The sequence below is a fragment of the Rheinheimera salexigens genome (assembly GCF_001752395.1).
GTDB classification, from domain to species: Bacteria; Pseudomonadota; Gammaproteobacteria; order Enterobacterales; family Alteromonadaceae; genus Alishewanella; species Alishewanella salexigens.
Genome location: NZ_MKEK01000001.1, coordinates 1,560,251 through 1,577,188 on the forward strand (window position 1 = coordinate 1,560,251; position 16,938 = coordinate 1,577,188).

Consider the following 16,938-nt stretch of genomic DNA (forward strand, 5'->3'; position numbering starts at 1 on the left):
GCACTGCTTGCTGCAAAAGTAAACATTCTGCGGCTAATTAGGCTGTTTTAAGAGCCGCAAGATGCAAAACCTAAAAAACTGCTGTAATCAGTTAGGTATAGCGGGTGCATCAAATCTGTGTCATTGCTACAATAGCGCTAATTTCATCCCGCATTGGATATATTATGTCTTTAGTTACTCGTTTCGCTCCAAGCCCTACTGGCTATTTGCACGTTGGTGGTGCTCGTACTGCATTATTTAGCTGGCTTTATGCGCGTAAAAACCAAGGTGAATTCATTTTACGCATTGAAGACACTGATTTAGAACGTTCTACTCAAGCTTCTGTCGACGCTATTTTAGAAGGCATGGCTTGGTTAGGTTTAGATCATGATTCTGGCCCTTTTTACCAAACCCAGCGTTTCGATTTATATAAAGAAGTGGTCGCCCAGCTTGTTGCTTCAGGTCACGCCTATAAGTGCTTTTGTACTATTGAAGAAGTAGATGCTATGCGCGAAGCGCAAAGTGCAGCGGGTGAAAAGCCTCGTTATAACGGTATGTGGCGCGACCGTACGGATCATCCAACCGATAAACCTTTTGTCATCCGGTTTAAAAATCCACAACAAGGTGTAGTGGTGATTGATGACATGATTAAAGGTAAAATTGAAATTGCTAATGCCGAATTAGACGATTTAATTATTGCTCGTAGCGATGGCACACCAACTTATAATTTAACGGTAGTAGTTGATGACTGGAAAATGGGTATTACCCACGTTATTCGCGGTGATGACCATGTTAATAACACGCCACGCCAAATGAATATTTTAGCCGCCTTAGGTGCCGACATTCCAAAGTATGCTCACGTGCCAATGATTTTAGGTGATGACGGTAAGCGTTTATCTAAGCGCCATGGTGCGGTAGGTGTTATGCAGTACCGTGATAACGGCTTTTTACCTGAAGCCCTTTTAAACTATTTAGTTCGTTTAGGCTGGTCACATGGTGATCAAGAGATTTTTAGTAAAGACGAGTTAATCCAAATGTTCGATTTAAGTGATTGTAATCGAGCGCCATCAGCGTTTAACACTGATAAGTTAATTTGGTTAAACCAGCATTACATGAAAACCTTACCCGCTGAGCAGGTCGTTGCCCATTTACAATGGCATTTAACCGAGCAACAGTTAGATACCAGTAATGGCCCTGCATTAACCGATTTAGTGGCAGCCCAAGCTGAACGGGTTAAAACATTAAAAGAACTGGTTGAAGTCAGCCGTTACTTTTATGAAGACTTTGAGCAGCTAGATGCGGATGCGGCTAAAAAGCATTTACGTCCAGTAGCACTGGAACCTTTACAAGCCATTGCAGCCAAACTAGCTGAATTAACAGATTGGAACCAAGCTACGCTGCACCAAGCCATTAATGATACGGCTGAAGCCTTAGGTGTAGGTATGGGTAAAATTGGTATGCCACTGCGTGTTGCTGTTACGGGTGGCGGTAATTCGCCGGCATTAGACTTAACCCTAAGCTTAATTGGCAAAACACGCAGCTTAGCGCGTTTACAGCAAGCCATTGCGTTTGTAGAGCAACGTATTGCTGAAACTAACTCCTAATGTAAAGTGTAGTGATAGCCATTAGTACGCGGCAAAAAGCCAAGATGTTCAGCTCAGTTTACTTGGGTTGAACATCAAAGCTGATAAACTAGTGGCGCTTTTAAAATAAGTTTTACGATCCGTTAAACGATCACTGTATTAATTAGCTTAACTAATAACTTAACTACTAGCTAATAGCTAAATAATAGCTTAATTCTGTTACCCGATGGGAGTTTCTCTACTACACGATGCATTTTTTTAAATCTGCTATCTGCTTTTTAATCGGCTTTAGTTTATTTACTGCGCAAGCCGCAGAAACAGATATATTGCCTGATGGTGAAGAGCCACTACAGCCATTCGACTTTTTTGGTACTGTTACCGGAGATGTTGAATTAGGTTACTTATATACCACGGGTAATACAGACTCGTTTGCTATTCGGCTGAACAGTGAGCTAGTGCATGATTTAGAGTATTTTCGTAATAGGTATCAGCTACAAAGTTTAATTCAAAAAAATAATATATTAGATAAAACTACCGGTGATAAACACCGCAAAACGACTGCTAACCGCTATGGTTTTACTGGCCAAAGCAACTATAAAATTGTGACAGGCCGCCAAACTATCTTTGGCCGAGGCGCTTATCTGCATGATAAATTTGGTGCCTATACCGAACAAGCCTCTTTAGTGGTGGGTTATGGTAATCGTTTATACGAGAAGCAAGCCAGTTACTTAGATATAGAAACAGGCCCAGGTTTTGGTTCTCAAGAGTCGTCTAAAGGTAAACGTAAATCTGGTGCGTTGTGGTATTTGTCAGCTAACTTGGATTTTGCTTTAAATGAAAATAGTAAGTTTCGGCAGACATTGGAAGGTTCTATGTCATTAAATAGCCAGAACTCGGTGTTTTTAAGCCGCAGTAGTATCACCTCAAAATTGATTGATAAACTGTCGATGCGGTTAAACTTTGTGATGAAATATAACTCGCAGCCTGAAGCAAAACTGGAAGGGTTAGAAACCGAAACCTCAGCTTCTATTGTCTATACGTTTTAAGTTAACACTCGATAATAAATGCAGTTTAATTGTGACTGGCATTTTAAAACACCCTTCAGCTTCATTCTGTTTCAATAAAAAAGCTGCTAATAGTTAGCAGCTTTTAGTTAAGGGTATAACTACTTTTAGTGTAATACGCGCGCTTTTAACGTCGCAGGGATATTACGTAACTCGTTTAAAGCTTGTTCCACATCATCAGAATCGATATCTATTACCACATAACCAATATCAGCGTTAGTCTGTAAATACTGACCGGCGATATTAATATTATGTTTAGCAAAAGCTTCGTTAATTTTGGTTAGTACACCTGGTTGGTTTTTATGAATATGCAGCAAGCGTGAACGACCTTTATGTGCTGGCAGTGATACTTCTGGGAAGTTAACTGCTGACAAAGTTGAGCCGTTATCGCTGTATTTAATTAATTTACCAGCAACTTCATAGCCAATGTTTTCTTGTGCTTCTTGGGTAGAACCACCGATATGCGGGGTTAAAATCACATTATCGAACTGACGTAACGGAGAAATAAACTCTTCGTCGTTACCTTTTGGTTCAACAGGGAACACATCGACCGCAGCACCGGCAATTTTCTTACTGGTTATCGCTTCGGCTAAGGCATCTAAATCAACCACAGTACCGCGTGAGGCATTAATTAAAATACTGCCTTGTTTCATTAGATCTAGTTCAGCGGTGCCAATCATATTCTTGGTTTGTGCGGTTTCAGGCACGTGAAGGGTGACGACATCAGAGGTTTTTAACAGTTCGCTTAAACTGACTTGATGAGCGTTACCCAGCACTAACTTCGCTTCAATATCATAAAATTGCACGCGCATACCAATATTTTCGGCCATTATGCTTAATTGAGTACCGATATGGCCATAACCAATAATACCCAGTGTTTTACCACGCGCTTCAAACGAGCCATTGGCGGTTTTTAGCCATTCACCCCGGTGCGCAGCTGCGTTACGCTGTGGAATACCACGTAATAACATAATAATTTGGCCTAACACTAATTCAGCCACCGAGCGGGTGTTAGAAAACGGTGCATTAAATACCGGAATTGCCCGTAGCAGGGCAGCTTGTAAATCGACTTGATTAGTGCCGATACAAAAACAACCGATAGCGACTAATTTGCTAGCAGCGTCTAATACCTTGTCACTTAACTGAGTGCGCGAGCGGATACCAATAAAATGCACATCTTTAATACGTTCAATTAGCTCATCTTCGGGCAATGAAGTTTTAAGGTATTCAATATTGCTATACCCAAGGCTTTTAAAGCTTTGCACAGCGCTTTGGTGAAGGCCCTCTAACAGTAAAATTTTAATTTTATCTTTGGCCAGTGAAAATTTTTCCATATTGCTCTCTTTAAGTCGCGTTAAAATAAATTAAGTTTTTTATGCACAATTATTTTTATGATTGTTTTAAAGCTAGCCTTGGTTTTTCATTCGAGTTTTTCGATTTTAGTAATCGTATTATTATTATAATTATTGTTATTTAATTAATAATTTTGGTGCCAGTCACCGTGCCAATAAGCACTGTGTCTGCACGGCGATGGGCAAAAATACCGTTACACACCACACCAACAATATTATTGATGCTGTTTTCTAAAGCCAGTGGATCAGTGATGTGCAAGTTATGCACATCTAAAATAACATTACCGTTATCGGTAATAACACCTTTACGCAATATGGCTTCGCCACCTAATTTATTTAGCTGACGTTGAACATAAGCAATAGCCATAGGCAACACTTCAACCGGTAGAGGAAACGCGCCTAGCGTGTCGACTTGTTTACTGCTATCGACTATACAAATAAACCGCTCTGCCACAGCAGCGACAATTTTTTCACGGGTTAATGCTGCGCCGCCACCTTTAATCATATGTTTAGCGGGGTTTATTTCATCTGCGCCATCAACATAAACACTAAAGCTGTCTATATCGTTTAGTTCAAACACTGGAATACCCAGCGCTTCAAGTTTGAGGGTAGATTGTACTGAGCTAGAAACTGCGCCTTGAATATGCTGCTTAATGCTAGCAAGAGCGTCAATAAAATGATTTACAGTGGAGCCAGTGCCGACACCCACAATAGTGTTATGAGGAATAAACTCTAGTGCTGCCCATGCAGCTTGCTTTTTCATTTCATCTTGCGTCATTGTTATATCCAATAAGCTTTTAGCCATACAGATGGTCATTATAACGAAACGTTGCCTAGACAAAAGGGCAAATGCAGAAATAAAGCTTAGTAATAACGATAAGCCTGACTTTTGGCAATGTTGGCAGCATTTACATTATGTGTAATACAGCAGTTGCTATAGATTTGCAGTGATTATTGGCAAGTTATTAATGAAAGGGGCTTTTTTTAAAATGTCTTATTCTAAAATGATTTATTATTAAATGCGTATCGGTAAAAGGCTGTTATTTAAAGCGCCAAATTTTATCCGGCGTCACAATAGTCTGTAGAGGAATGTCCCAACTGGCTATGGGTAACGCAGAGACTTGCTGACAACTATGGGCTAAACCAACAAAGCGAGAGCGATAATCTGCAGGTAACTGAGCAAGAGTGCGATCATAAAAGCCTCCGCCCATACCTAATCGATTACCTTGGCTGTCAAAAGCGACTAATGGCGTAAATATTAAATCTAATTCCGCTACTGGAATAATATTCTGACAAGCCAATAAAGGCTGTTTAATACCAAATTTATTGGTTTGTAACGGGCTGGTTGGCTCATAACGGACAAATACTAAATATCCGGCTGTAAACGGATGCAACACCGGTATATAAACCGTTTTATGTAATTGCCATAAGGTTTGAATAAGCAAGGATGTGTCGAGTTCGCCATCATTGGTGAGATATAACGCTATATGCTGACTAGTGTTGAATTGGGGGAGGTTAGTAATCTGAGAAACAAGTTTTTTTGCCGCAGTTTGCTGTTCAGCACTAGATAATTGCTGGCGTGTTAAACGGATTTGTTGTCTTATTACGCTGCGACTGGTCATGCTAAGTTACTGTATTTAAACTTTAATTTAAAGCATAAAACATTAGCAAAGGAAAAAAAGAAAGAGGATTCTCCAAATTGCCGTGTCGAATTGTTGCCCTTGAACCATGGGTTCAAGGCGGGAGTTAAAGTGGTTGGCTTAGGCTTCCCAGTACAAGCTGGGCCTGCACACTGACAACACATATAAAACCCTTTGTATAAACAATTATCGGCTCAGGGACGTCAGTCCAATCACAAACAACTCAGAGAACACGTTAAGTATAACAGCTTGATTGAGAGTGTCTAAGCCAAAAGCCCTTTCTAAGGTGGTTTTCAGTTCATTCGCTTGATTTTTATGCAATTATAGTGCTTGGACACAGTAAAACGCGGCTGACTAACAAAAGCCAGCTTGCAAACTTGGCGCTTTGTCTTGGCAGTGGTAGCATAAGCACTAAGTTAGCCAGCAAGAATCCTATTATGAACGAGCAATCTGAATTGACTTACGAGCGATGGTCCCATTTGTTAGATCAAGCCGGTGTAATGGCCGCTATGGCGGAAGTACACGGTTTAATTTCCGGCTTATTAAGCGCAGGTGTTAAAGCCGAGTCCGATCAAGTTTTACCTATTTTATATGACTTTTTAAATGATGGCCAAGCCTTACCGGTAGCGCTACAAAAACAAATTGAACAATTAATTGTTGCTACAGCGGCTGATCTTAATAATGCCGATTTTAGTTTTAGTTTATTACTGCCTTCTGATGAAGACGCTTTAGCAGATCGCTTAGAAGCGATGGTAGAGTGGACTCAAGCTTTTTTAGTGGGCTTTGCTGTACAACAAACAGATTTATCGCTACTGCCTGAAGATGTGCGCGAAGCGATTGAGCAATTATCAGATGTTACCCGTATTGATATTCATGGTAACGACGATAGTAGTGCTGAAGAAAATGAAGAAGCGTATTTTTTAGTCATAGAGCATGTTCGGATCATGGTATTAAATTGCCATGCCGAAGTAGGCCAAAAATTTAGCAACTTAGCTGTAAGTAATAAAACAGTGCATTAAATGGCTAATAAAACCTTATCCAAAACCTCATCGGCTAGCAGTGCGGCTAACACTACGGCTGACACTATGGTTAACAGTATTAACACGTTTGATCTGGTTATTGCTGGTGGCGGTATGGCTGGCAGCACGTTAGCGTGGGCTTTAACCCAAGCAAACCCACGGCTTAAAATTGCGATTATTGAGCAACAAGCAAAGTCCAAATTAGGCCAAGCAAGCCAAGCTAGTTTTGATAGCCGAAGTATTGCGTTAGCCGCAGCCAGTGTCGATTTGCTACAACAATGGCAATTGTGGTCAGCGTTAGCAGCGGATGCTTGCCCGATTAAACAGGTAAAAGTGTCTGATCGCGGTCATTTTGGTAAAGTGAGTTTACAGCATCAAGATTATCAGCGCGATGCCTTAGGTTATGTGCTTGAAGTAGAACATTTAGGTAATTTACTCCAGGCTAAGTTAAGCCAATGCCCACAGGTAACGTGGTTTCAGCCTAATACTATTGCCGCCATTACCCCAGAGCAAGACTATCAACAACTGCAGCTGAATGATGGTCATCAACTACAGTGTAAATTATTAGTTATCGCTGAGGGTGGGGCGTCGCCAAGTCGCGAGTTAGCCGGTATTACAATGAAGCAACAGCAATATGGCCAAAGTGCCGTTATTGCCAATTTAGCGATAAACCAAGCACATGACTTTACCGCTTTTGAGCGTTTTACCGCACATGGGCCTATTGCGTTATTACCGTTAACTAAACAACGTTATTCATTGGTTTATACTACAACCACGGCTGAAGCAGAGCGCTTAATGCAGCTGGCTGAGGCTGACTTTTTAGCCCAGATGCAGCAAGCTTTTGGCTATCGAGCGGGCGTTTTTAGTAGTACAGGGCAACGCGCTATGTATCCGTTAAGTTTAGGCATGGCCGACACTATTGTTAGTCATCGAGTCGCTTTGTTGGGCAATAGCCTACATAATTTACATCCTATAGCCGGCCAAGGATTTAATTTAGCCATGCGCGATATTGAGCAATTAGTGCAGCTATTAACCACAACGGATGATGCCGGTAGTTATGGGCTGTTACGGGCTTATCAGCAAGCTAGGCAAGCCGATATTAAACAAGTGGCGTTAGCCACCGATGCGCTGGTAAGGCTATTTTCCAATCGTTCTCGTTTATTAGCATTAACGCGAAATATGGGGTTGTTTGCTCTGTTAATGTGCAAACCGTTAAAGCAGCCAATTGCCATGCATGCTATGGGATATCGGAGTTAATATGCAAAATACAGATATCACCATCGTTGGTGCAGGCAGTGCCGGTTTAACATTAGCGTTGTTATTAGCGCCGCTAAACCTAAATGTTGTGTTGTTAGAACAAGGCAATGCACCTGAAATAACTGATGCTAAGTACCAACGAGTCAGTGCCTTAAATTTAGCCTCAAAGCGCTTATTAGTCCATTTAGGGGCTTGGTCTAGCATTGAAAAAACCGCAGCGGCTTATCAAGATATGCAGGTTTGGGATAGTGATAGTTTTGCCAAGATTGCCTTTAATGCCAAAGCCGAACGGGTAGAGGCCTTAGGCTGGATTTGCGATAACGAACAAATTCGTCAAGCGTTATATCAACAACTAAAATCGCATGCCAATGTTAGTTGTCAGTTTAATTGTAGCATTAACAGCTTGGTGCAAAGCGATCGCGAAGTGTTAATTAACTACAATCAACAGCAATTGCTATTAAGCCGTTTAGTGGTTGGCGCAGACGGTATTCATTCTTTAGTGCGTAAAACCGCACAATTACCGCAAGTTCATCGCCACTATAATCAACAAGCATTAGTCGCAACCATTAAGACCGAGCAACCGCATCAAGCGACTGCACGGCAGATATTCTTACCTGGTGGTCCTTTAGCTTTATTGCCACTGCCAGATCCACACTTATGCTCTATCGTTTGGTCAGTACCTGCAGCCGATACCGCCGCTAAACTAGCGCTAGCTGAAACCGATTTTAATCACGCGCTAACGGCCGCTAGTCAGTCGATACTAGGTGTATTAACCCTACAAACACCGCTACGTAATTTTGAACTGCAAATGCGCTATGCTAGCCAATGGTTGAACCAGCGTATTGTGTTAGTGGCAGATGCTGCCCATAGTGTGCATCCGTTAGCGGGCCAAGGCATGAATTTAGGCCTTATGGATGTCGCCGCATTAGCACAACTAATTGAACAACAATTAATCGCGGGTAAAGATATTACAGAGCAGCGCATGTTGCGCCAATACGAGCGCTGGCGCAAAGCAGAAGCGCAAAGTTTGATTGTTGCTATGGAGGCTTTTAACCGGGCTTTTAGTAATAAACAGCCGCTGCTCAAACTGATCAGAGCAGTAGGTATGACTGGGGTTGATAAAGCACCCTGGCTGAAGCAGAAGATTATGGCTGCAGCGCTTGGTAATAGTGGCGATTTGCCGCAACTTGCTAAGTTATAATGTCATTCAATGCAAACAAGACTTGTCGCATTACTAAATCTAATTTAAATGGGACTGTTGGACAGCTTTGGCTTGCGCTATAATCCAGACACTTTTTTATCCGTTGCTGCGTTAAATGGTGCAGTAATAGCCCTGAAACCTAGAACTTGAAACCTAGAACTTGAAATCTAGAACTTGAAATCTAGAGTGTGGGCTCAACTATAAGCAGGAAAATGATAATGGCGAATAAAACAGCGTTACATGCTAAACATCTGGAAGCTGGTGCCAAAATGGTAGATTTTTTTGGCTGGGATATGCCAATTAACTACGGCTCTCAAATTGAAGAACATCACGCCGTTCGTACAGACGCGGGTATGTTCGATGTGTCTCATATGACAACCATCGACATTAACGGTGAAGACAGTCGCGATTTTTTACGTTTTTTATTAGCAAACGATGTAGCAAAGTTAACCGTACCTGGTCGCGCTTTATACAGTGGAATGCTAAACGAAGCAGGCGGTGTGATTGATGATATTATTGTTTATTTCATGCAAGAAGATTTTTACCGTATCGTCTCTAACTCAGGTACTCGGGAAAAAGATTTAGCTTGGATAAACAAACAAGCTGCCGACTTTAATGTCACCGTGACCGAGCGTCGTGAATTCTCAATTATTGCGGTACAAGGCCCTAATGCTAAAGCAAAGGTGGCGACGTTATTAACCGATAGCCAAAAAGCTGATATTGATGGTATGAAGCCATTCTTTGGTAAACAAAGCGGCGACTTATTTATAGCTACCACGGGTTACACCGGGGAAGACGGTTACGAAATAGCATTACCCAACGAGCAGGCGGCTGATTTTTGGCAAAAACTAATTGGCGCCGGTGTTAAGCCTGCAGGTTTGGGCGCACGCGATACCTTACGATTAGAAGCCGGTATGAACCTATATGGCCAAGATATGGATGATAATGTATCGCCATTAGCCGCTAACATGGCTTGGACTATCGCTTGGCAACCAGAAGAACGAAACTTTATTGGACGCGCTGCACTTGAGCAACAAAAAGCGGCAGGTACTGAAAAGTTAGTCGGTTTAGTTATGGAACAAAAAGGCGTATTACGCCATGGTCAACGTGTGGTAGTTGATGGTAACGAAGGTATTATTACTTCAGGTACTTTCTCACCAACATTAGGTTTTAGTATTGCATTGGCACGAGTTCCTGCTACCACCAGCGACAGTGCTGAAGTAGATATTCGTGGTAAAATGATCCCAGTTAAAGTCGTTAAACCTGGCTTTGTGCGCATGGGTAAAAAACTGGTTTAAGCCAGATTTTAAATAAAATTGGCCTACAGTAATATTATTCTATTATTGCTTAGGCCAGATATAATAGTGACAACAGCTAAGGAATTTTAAAATGAGCTCAATCCCAACAGAGTTAAAGTATGCAGCCAGCCATGAATGGGTGCGTGATGAAGGCAATGGTGTATTTGCTGTCGGTATTTCTGAACATGCTCAAGACTTATTAGGTGATATGGTCTTTGTTGAGTTACCAGAAGTTGGCACCACTTATAGCCAAGGCGATGACTGTGCAGTGTGTGAATCGGTAAAAGCTGCTTCAGATATTTATGCGCCTATCGCTGGCGAAATTGTTGCCATTAACGAAGCTTTAACTGACGAGCCAGAATTAGTAAATAGCAGCCCGTACCAAGAAGGTTGGTTATTTAAAATTAAAGCGGCTAACGAAGCTGACTTAGCGAACTTGTTAGATGCAGCTGGCTACCAAAACTCGATTGACGAGTAAGCTAAACGCCTATCGCAATTAAACCCCGAGTAGACTAATTAAGTTTAGCTGCGGGGTTTAATTTTAGTAAATGACACCTTTATTTCAGGACATTCCAGGCATGACAAACTCCGCTGTGAAAACCCTGTCGCAACTTGCGAACCACGAAGAATTTATTCAGCGCCACATAGGGCCTGATGCGGCTGAAACTGCAGCCATGCTAAATGAGCTTGGCCTAGACAGTATGGAAGCACTAATTGCCCAAACTGTTCCTGCCGATATTCGCCTCCCAGAGCCTTTAGCCACAGGCAAAGCGCGCTCGGAAGTAGAAGCATTAGCTTATTTAAAGCAGGCAGCTAGCAAAAATAAAATGTTTAAATCTTACATCGGTATGGGCTATCACCCAACGTTAACGCCGAATGTTATCCTGCGTAATGTGTTAGAAAACCCAGGTTGGTATACCGCTTATACGCCGTATCAGCCTGAAATTGCTCAAGGCCGCTTAGAAGCATTATTAAACTTCCAACAAGTGACGTTAGATATCACGGGTATGGAACTGGCCAGCGCCTCATTATTAGATGAAGCAACCGCGGCTGCAGAAGCCATGGCGTTAGCCAAGCGAGTAGGCAAAAATAAATCGAATTACTATTTTATTGCAGATGATGTCCATCCACAAACTATCGACGTGGTAAAAACCCGCGCCGAAATGTTTGGTTTTGACATTATCATCGGTAAAGCTGCTGATGCGACTAACCACGATGTATTTGGTGCCTTAATCCAGTACCCAACAACCAATGGTGATGTTCGTGATGACAGTGCGTTAATAGCTGCGTTACAAGCCAAAAAAGCGGTCGTTGCGGTAGCAACTGATCCAATGGCGTTAATGTTATTAAAATCACCAGGTCAGTTAGGTGCAGATGTTGTTCTAGGTTCTGCCCAGCGTTTTGGCGTGCCTATGGCTTTTGGTGGCCCACATGCTGCGTTCTTCGCTACACGTGATAGTTATAAACGTTCTATGCCAGGTCGTATTATTGGTGTATCAAAAGATCGCCGTGGTAATGCCGGTTTACGTATGGCTATGCAAACACGCGAGCAACATATTCGCCGTGAAAAAGCTAACTCTAATATTTGTACGGCTCAAGTATTATTAGCCAATATGGCGTCATTCTATGCGGTATATCATGGCCCAATCGGCTTGAAAAATATTGCCGAGCGTATTCATCGTCATGCTGATATTTTTGCTGCGGGCTTAGCCGCTAAAGGCGTTAATATCGTTAATAAGCATTGGTTTGATACGGTTACCTTTACGGTAAGTGATCGTGCAGCGGTTATTCAACGTGGTTTAGACGCTGGCGTTAACTTACGTACAGACGTTGCAGATTCATTATCTGTTAGCTTCCACGAAGCTAGCACTGCGGCCGATTTAGCCCAGTTATTTGCTATTGTATTAGGTGATAACCACGGTTTAGACGTAGAAAAATTAGATGCCACTATTGTTGCAGACGGTTCAAACTCTATTCCAGCTGATTTACTGCGTACCGACACTATTTTAGGTCACCCAGTATTTAACCAGTATCACAGTGAAACTGAGATGCTGCGTTATATCAAAAAATTAGAAAACAAAGATTTAGCCTTAAACCACTCGATGATTTCATTAGGTTCATGCACCATGAAACTTAATGCAACCTCAGAAATGATCCCAATTACATGGCCAGAGTTTGCTTCAATACACCCATTCGTGCCACGTGATCAGGCCCAAGGTTATTATCAGATGTTAGGCGAACTAGGCGACTGGTTAGTCAACATCACTGGTTATGACAATATATCTTTGCAACCAAACTCGGGTGCGCAAGGTGAATATGCCGGTATGGTCGCTATTCGTAAATACCACGAAAGCCGTGGTGATGCCCATCGTAACATTTGCTTAATTCCAGTGTCTGCGCACGGTACTAACCCAGCAACGGCGGCAATGGCTAGCTTTGATATCGTGTTAGTTGACTGTGATAAGTCAGGTAATATTGATATGGCTGATTTAAAAGCTAAAGCGGCAGAAGTGGGCGATAGGTTAGCGGCTATCATGGTCACATACCCGTCTACTCACGGTATCTTTGAAGAAAGTATCCGCGAATTATGCGATATCGTGCATGCTCATGGTGGCCAAGTTTATATGGACGGCGCCAACATGAACGCCCAAGTTGGCGTAACATCACCAGGCTTTATCGGGTCAGATGTATCGCATTTAAACTTGCACAAAACGTTTTGTATTCCACACGGCGGTGGTGGCCCAGGTATGGGACCTATCGGCGTGAAAAGCCATTTAACTCCGTTCTTACCTAACCACTCAGTGGTTAAAATTGACGGCACAGGTGAGCAAAACGGCGCTGTATCAGCCGCACCATTTGGTAGCGCAGGTATCTTACCTATCAGCTGGATGTATATTGCTATGATGGGCGCTAATGGCTTAAAACAAGCCACAGAGTTTGCCATTTTAAACGCTAACTATATGGCCAATAAACTCGACCCAATCTTCCCAGTACTGTATCGCGGTACTAACGGTCGCGTAGGTCACGAGTGTATTATTGATATTCGGCAGTTAAAAGACGCCAGCGGTATTACGGAAATGGATATTGCTAAGCGCTTAATGGACTTTGGTTATCACTCACCAACAATGAGCTTCCCTGTTGCTGGCACCTTAATGATTGAACCTACTGAATCAGAAAGCAAAGCCGAACTGGATAAGTTTATTGAAGCGATGGCAACCATCCGTGAAGAAATTGGCAAAGTGTTAAGTGGCGAGTGGACAGTAGACAACAACCCGTTGGTTTACGCACCACACAGCATGCAAGATGTGTTCGACCCAGCATGGGATCGTGCGTACAGCCAACAATATGCTGCGTTCCCGGTAGCTTACATAGCCGAAAATAAATTCTGGCCAACCGTAAGCCGCATCGACGACGTATATGGCGACCGCAACTTAATGTGCGCCTGCCCAAGTCCGGAAGCGTATCGTTAAGAAGCGATTTGTTGTCAGTATGGAATAAAGTTTGTGACTAGACTGATAACTTAAATAAAGGGCCGAAAGGCCCTTTATTATTAATAGCCTAAACTTCTTTGTTGTATTGGAATCCACTAATCTCCATCTTCAGCTTTATCAGCATGCCATTAACGGCTAAATGGGTGATAATTAGACAGCTTGTACAGAATTTCCGCATTGAATTAATGGTCAGAGTTGTCTAAATAGCGCTAGTTATGTTATAAGATATCAAAATTTAAAGCATCTCAAAAACAGCCGTAATATTAATAATCGTCAACAACGTAATTATTAAACATTTTATCTATAATCTATAACACCGCACATAAACGGCTTGGTTAATTAGCCGCTTAAAGTGCACCACGTGCAACTGTTTTACCGCTAGTAGTTTTAATCTGTTTACTTTTCGTCTAAGAGCATTCTTAGAGCAACCTAACATGTATATAGCTTAAATTGGCTACAGCAAGTCAGGATAGTTATTCTCACGCGTGATCGACCAGCATTCTATACACGCTAATAACAACAAGCATTAAGCGATATTTCTAAGTTCTTCAACATCACTTCAGTGACATTTGCACCAGTTTGAACTTTCTTATGGATAAGAATATTTAAAGATAGTTTTTACAAAACCTTAGCTATACCTAAAATTTGAAATTTAAAAAAACTCTAGAAGATGTCGTGTTGTTTACGTAAGCAACATTAAGCAACTGCTTGGGCATACTCTATATTTATTTGAAATGTGATCTATTTAGAGACCGCATAAAACTATATCTAACAGGAGATATACCTAGATGAGTGGCAAAATTATAAAACTTTCAAGAAACACCAAACAGGCACCAACTAATATTGGATCTACACAGACTGTTGCTTTTTCTCATTATAATAATATTTCGGCTCAATTACCGGTAGATCCTATCACTGGTGCTTTAGTGGCGGGCGATATAACAGCTCAAGCCAAACAGTGTTTAGTGAATCTTAAAGCCATAGTAGAAAGCATCGACCATGTAATGGATGATGTGGTTAAAGTGAATATATTTTTGCAGAATATTGCTGATATTGATGCAGTAAACGCGGTATATGCAAGTTTCTTTAAAGATTATCTTCCTACACGGACAGCCGTAGCGGTAGCCGCTTTACCAATGGAAGGTGCTTTGATACAAATTGATGCTGTTATCTCTAACGGTGAAGGTACCGCACCACAAGCACCATGTGATTTGATCAAAGTAGCAAAAAATAGCGAAAATGCCCCTACGAATTCACTTTCTACCCACACTGTTGCTTTTTCTCATTACAACAATATTTCTGCCCAATTACCTATCGATGCGACAACCGGTGAATTAGTGCCAGGTGGCGTAAAAGAACAGACAGCTCAGTGCTTAAAAAATATTAAAGCCATTTTAGAAAGTATCGACGTGCCATTTGACGATATTGTTAAAGTAAATATTTACGTTAAAAATTTAGCGGATATGGACGCAGTAAATGAAGTGTATAGCACTTTCTTTCCAGACTCGTCTATCGCTAGAGCTGTCGCCTATGTCCCTGCAAGATCAACGGTGGTAGCAGCGGCGTTACCTATGAATGCTTTAGTGCAAATTGATGCAGTTGTGTCACACGGTGATGGTACTCCGCCACAAGCGGTTGAAGACAGACATGGTATCGTGATTAAAGCTAATAATACGATCAATGCGCCTAAGTGTACGCTCTCTACACAAACGGTCGCGTTTTCTCATTACAATCACATCTCAGCTCAATTACCGGTAGATCCTAAATCAGGTGCAGTGGTTGCAGGTGATGTAGCAGCGCAAGCCAAACAATGCTTAACTAATATTAAAGCTATTTTAGAAAGTATCGACCACGTTATGGACGATATCGTTAAAGTAAATATTCAACTTAAAAATGTTGCCGATATTGCAGCTGTTAATCAGGTGTATACTGCGTTTTTCAATGGCGAATTACCGGCTAGAACGACTATAGGTGTTTCAGCTATACCGATGGACGCTTTGGTGCAAATTGATGCTGTAGTGTCTAATGCTGAAGGTACACCTCCAGCATTATAAGAAGGTAAGTTAAAGCTATATAGGCAAACAAAGCCAAATAATGCTTGTATGTTAAAAGCCACCGCGATAAGCCATATAGCTTGTTGCGGTCGGTTTTATTAATTTTCTAGTTTAATACTTGCGTCCATTTTATAGCCCAATTTCACGCAGATTTCCCCAAAAAAAACAGTTCAATTTTCGCTGTCCTAAACCCCCACAGTTTGACTAGATGAACTACACTTATTCAGTTGTATAAGACTGCAAAGCGCAGGTAGCTAAGATTAGGCGCTGTAGCGGATTAACGCTCGAAATTGAGCCTGAAAAAAGGTAATCGCCATGCGTATTTCCAAAAGTGAAATCCCTGCTAAAATCAATGTTCCAGGTGCTATCGGGCGTGTTGCCGCTAATTTTGGTGATGTCAGTAACTTTAGCAAAATGGCAGGTGAATATTTTTCTCTCGGCGCCGGCACCGATCTGGGGCCCTTATTGCTAGGCCTTAAAGACGATGTCTGTCATGCACCACACTGGGGTTACATGCTAGCGGGGGAACTAGTGGTAACGTATCTAGATGGCACAGAAGATACTTGTAAGGAGCACGACTTATTTTATTGGCCTCCCGGTCACACGTTACGCGTGGTTGAAGATGCTGAGGTGGTTTTGTTTAGCCCACAACATGAGCATGGCCAAGTAATGGATCATATGCTAGCTAAAATGCAAGGCTGAACTAACTCACTGAAGTATGCTATGGGGCAGATAGCTCTTAAGAATGATTTTTGCTTTGATTAGGAGTAAACTTTTGTGTTGAATCAACAGCGCTGATATCAAGTTAAGTCACTGTTGTCATGTTTATTAATGTAACCAAATGCATTTCATTCTTAGCAACTTAAAACAAAATTTAACAGCCGCTCGCATTTCATAATAAAGCTTGAGATGAATCTTATTAGTTGACAATTTATGATAATTTATAAGAATTATTGAGAAAAATTAAGTAGACAATTAATATTTTAAATTCAAGTCAGTT

At 41.7% G+C, this 16,938-nt stretch carries 13 protein-coding genes and 1 other RNA gene; 10 read left to right on the forward strand and 4 right to left on the reverse strand.

Annotated elements, in window-relative coordinates; all coding sequences use genetic code 11:
- The first annotated feature begins 164 nt into the window (after positions 1 to 164).
- On the forward strand, positions 165 to 1,583 hold the full coding sequence (gene gltX, locus BI198_RS07220; RefSeq protein WP_070048946.1) for a glutamate--tRNA ligase: 1,419 nt from the start codon (positions 165 to 167) through the stop codon (positions 1,581 to 1,583).
- A gap of 227 nt (positions 1,584 to 1,810) precedes the next feature.
- Complete coding sequence (locus tag BI198_RS07225; RefSeq protein WP_070048947.1) at positions 1,811 to 2,608, forward strand: DUF481 domain-containing protein; 798 nt, start codon at positions 1,811 to 1,813, stop codon at positions 2,606 to 2,608.
- Between the two features lie 125 nt (positions 2,609 to 2,733).
- Here BI198_RS07225 and serA read toward each other — a convergent pair whose 3' ends face one another.
- The 4 genes from serA to ssrS form a co-directional block, all read right to left on the reverse strand.
- A complete protein-coding gene (gene serA, locus BI198_RS07230; protein ID WP_070048948.1) occupies positions 2,734 to 3,960 on the reverse strand; it encodes a phosphoglycerate dehydrogenase in 1,227 nt (408 codons plus the stop codon).
- Between the two features lie 139 nt (positions 3,961 to 4,099).
- Positions 4,100 to 4,756 carry a ribose-5-phosphate isomerase RpiA gene (gene rpiA, locus BI198_RS07235; RefSeq protein ID WP_070050731.1) on the reverse strand — a complete coding sequence of 219 codons (657 nt, stop codon included), beginning with the start codon at positions 4,754 to 4,756 and terminating at the stop codon, positions 4,100 to 4,102.
- 262 nt (positions 4,757 to 5,018) lie between these two features.
- Entirely contained in the window at positions 5,019 to 5,600 is a 582-nt protein-coding gene (locus BI198_RS07240; protein ID WP_070048949.1) for a 5-formyltetrahydrofolate cyclo-ligase, read from the reverse strand.
- Positions 5,601 to 5,665: 65 nt separating this feature from the next.
- A non-coding RNA gene (gene ssrS / locus BI198_RS07245) (6S RNA) lies at positions 5,666 to 5,851 on the reverse strand.
- 204 nt (positions 5,852 to 6,055) lie between these two features.
- Here ssrS and BI198_RS07250 point away from each other — a divergent pair.
- From BI198_RS07250 to BI198_RS07285, 8 genes are all read left to right on the forward strand, one after another.
- Positions 6,056 to 6,637: a UPF0149 family protein gene (locus BI198_RS07250; protein ID WP_070050733.1), complete on the forward strand. Its 582-nt coding sequence runs from the start codon at positions 6,056 to 6,058 to the stop codon at positions 6,635 to 6,637.
- Positions 6,638 to 7,894 (forward strand): 2-octaprenyl-6-methoxyphenyl hydroxylase, encoded by a 1,257-nt coding sequence (ubiH, locus tag BI198_RS07255; RefSeq protein ID WP_235605275.1) that lies wholly within the window; start codon positions 6,638 to 6,640, stop codon positions 7,892 to 7,894.
- Position 7,895: 1 nt separating this feature from the next.
- Entirely contained in the window at positions 7,896 to 9,095 is a 1,200-nt protein-coding gene (locus BI198_RS07260) for an FAD-dependent monooxygenase (protein WP_070048950.1), read from the forward strand.
- 218 nt (positions 9,096 to 9,313) lie between these two features.
- Positions 9,314 to 10,393: a glycine cleavage system aminomethyltransferase GcvT gene (gene gcvT / locus BI198_RS07265; RefSeq protein WP_070048951.1), complete on the forward strand. Its 1,080-nt coding sequence runs from the start codon at positions 9,314 to 9,316 to the stop codon at positions 10,391 to 10,393.
- 91 nt (positions 10,394 to 10,484) lie between these two features.
- Positions 10,485 to 10,871, forward strand: coding sequence for a glycine cleavage system protein GcvH (gcvH, locus tag BI198_RS07270; RefSeq protein ID WP_070048952.1), 387 nt, complete (start codon positions 10,485 to 10,487; stop codon positions 10,869 to 10,871).
- 100 nt (positions 10,872 to 10,971) lie between these two features.
- Positions 10,972 to 13,863 carry an aminomethyl-transferring glycine dehydrogenase gene (gene gcvP, locus BI198_RS07275; RefSeq protein ID WP_070048953.1) on the forward strand — a complete coding sequence of 964 codons (2,892 nt, stop codon included), beginning with the start codon at positions 10,972 to 10,974 and terminating at the stop codon, positions 13,861 to 13,863.
- A gap of 809 nt (positions 13,864 to 14,672) precedes the next feature.
- Positions 14,673 to 15,938 (forward strand): RidA family protein, encoded by a 1,266-nt coding sequence (locus BI198_RS07280; RefSeq protein WP_070048954.1) that lies wholly within the window; start codon positions 14,673 to 14,675, stop codon positions 15,936 to 15,938.
- Positions 15,939 to 16,253: 315 nt separating this feature from the next.
- On the forward strand, positions 16,254 to 16,640 hold the full coding sequence (locus tag BI198_RS07285; protein ID WP_070048955.1) for a cupin domain-containing protein: 387 nt from the start codon (positions 16,254 to 16,256) through the stop codon (positions 16,638 to 16,640).
- The last annotated feature ends 298 nt before the right edge of the window (positions 16,641 to 16,938 follow it).

What these genes read in the sequence shown, in the direction of transcription:
- BI198_RS07285 (WP_070048955.1), top strand. Translation starts at nt 16,254, where the DNA reads ATGCGTATTTCCAAAAGTGAAATCCCTGCTAAAATCAATGTTCCAGGT.
- gcvT (WP_070048951.1), top strand. Translation starts at nt 9,314, where the DNA reads ATGGCGAATAAAACAGCGTTACATGCTAAACATCTGGAAGCTGGTGCC.
- ubiH (WP_235605275.1), top strand. Translation starts at nt 6,638, where the DNA reads ATGGCTAATAAAACCTTATCCAAAACCTCATCGGCTAGCAGTGCGGCT.
- serA (WP_070048948.1), bottom strand. Translation starts at nt 3,960, where the DNA reads ATGGAAAAATTTTCACTGGCCAAAGATAAAATTAAAATTTTACTGTTA.
- gltX (WP_070048946.1), top strand. Translation starts at nt 165, where the DNA reads ATGTCTTTAGTTACTCGTTTCGCTCCAAGCCCTACTGGCTATTTGCAC.
- BI198_RS07240 (WP_070048949.1), bottom strand. Translation starts at nt 5,600, where the DNA reads ATGACCAGTCGCAGCGTAATAAGACAACAAATCCGTTTAACACGCCAG.
- rpiA (WP_070050731.1), bottom strand. Translation starts at nt 4,756, where the DNA reads ATGACGCAAGATGAAATGAAAAAGCAAGCTGCATGGGCAGCACTAGAG.
- BI198_RS07250 (WP_070050733.1), top strand. Translation starts at nt 6,056, where the DNA reads ATGAACGAGCAATCTGAATTGACTTACGAGCGATGGTCCCATTTGTTA.
- BI198_RS07280 (WP_070048954.1), top strand. Translation starts at nt 14,673, where the DNA reads ATGAGTGGCAAAATTATAAAACTTTCAAGAAACACCAAACAGGCACCA.
- BI198_RS07225 (WP_070048947.1), top strand. Translation starts at nt 1,811, where the DNA reads ATGCATTTTTTTAAATCTGCTATCTGCTTTTTAATCGGCTTTAGTTTA.
- BI198_RS07260 (WP_070048950.1), top strand. Translation starts at nt 7,896, where the DNA reads ATGCAAAATACAGATATCACCATCGTTGGTGCAGGCAGTGCCGGTTTA.
- gcvP (WP_070048953.1), top strand. Translation starts at nt 10,972, where the DNA reads ATGACAAACTCCGCTGTGAAAACCCTGTCGCAACTTGCGAACCACGAA.
- gcvH (WP_070048952.1), top strand. Translation starts at nt 10,485, where the DNA reads ATGAGCTCAATCCCAACAGAGTTAAAGTATGCAGCCAGCCATGAATGG.